1 protein-coding gene is annotated in these 1,262 nt (G+C 64.9%); it reads left to right on the plus strand.

The features are described 5' to 3' along the window. Positions 1-128 precede the first annotated feature (128 nt). Positions 129-1,262: IS256 family transposase (locus tag ACETK3_RS21300; RefSeq protein ID WP_306971982.1), on the plus strand; the 1,134-nt coding region annotated here is incomplete at its 3' end.

Genomic DNA, 1,262 nt, shown 5'->3' on the forward strand with positions numbered 1-1,262 from the left:
GCAATTAGTGGAGTCCCGCATAGTGGTGTAACGCCACGGTGGTTGTCTGCGTCGTTGCTGACGTGAAGGCGGTCACCGTGTGATCCTTCGAGGAAACTCTCACATCCCACTCGAAAGGCATCAACACGATGACCGCTCCTCATATTGTCGACCCCGCGACCGTGCTCGGCGAAGCCCTGACCGACGCGTCCCCGGATTTGATGCGGCATCTGCTGCAGACCATGATCAACGCTTTGCTGTCCACTGACGCCGATGCCGTCGTCGGCGCGGAGTGGGGCGAACGCAGCCCTGACCGCACCACCCACCGCAACGGCTACCGGCATCGGAGCCTCGATACCCGTGCCGGGACGATCGATGTCGCTGTCCCGAAGCTGCGACAGGGCAGCTACTTCCCGGAATGGCTCCTCGAACGCCGGAAACGATCCGAGGCCGCGCTCATCACCGTCATCGCGGACTGCTACCTCGCCGGCGTCTCGACCCGCCGGATGGACAAACTGGTGAAGCAGCTCGGTATCCACTCCCTGTCGAAGTCGCAGGTGTCCAGGATGGCGGCCGATCTCGATGAACACGTGGACGAGTTCCGGCACCGCAACCTGTCCGAGGCCGGCCCGTTCACCTTCGTTGCCGCGGACGCGTTGACGATGAAGGTCCGAGAGGGCGGCCGGGTCGTGAACACCGTGGTCCTGATCGCGACCGGGGTCAACGGCGACGGACGCCGTGAGGTCCTCGGACTCCAGGTCGCCACGTCTGAGACCGGTCCGGCATGGAACGCGTTCTTTGCCGATCTCACCGCCCGCGGCCTTACCGGGGTGCAGCTGGTCACCTCCGACGCGCACGCCGGGCTGAAAGACGCGGTCGCCGCGAACCTGCCCGGGGCAGCCTGGCAACGCTGCCGCACCCATTACTCCGCGAACCTGATGAGTGCGACACCCAAGAGCATGTGGCCGGCCGTGAAAGCGATGCTGCACAGTGTCTATGACCAACCCGACGCTGCCGCGGTGACCGCACAGTTCGACCGGACCCTGGACTACGTGAGCGAGAAACTTCCCGACGTCGCCTCGCACCTCGACGCGGCCCGGGCAGACATCCTCGCGTTCACCTCGTTTCCCAAGGACCTCTGGCAGCAGATCTGGTCGAACAACCCCAACGAGCGGCTGAACAGAGAGATCCGCCGCCGAACCGACAGCGTCGGAATCTTCCCCAACCGGGACGCGATCATCCGCCTCGTCGGTGGCGTCCTCGCCGAGCAAACCGACGAATGG

It is taken from the genome of Arthrobacter sp. E44, assembly GCF_041877125.1.
GTDB lineage: Bacteria > Actinomycetota > Actinomycetes > Actinomycetales > Micrococcaceae > Arthrobacter.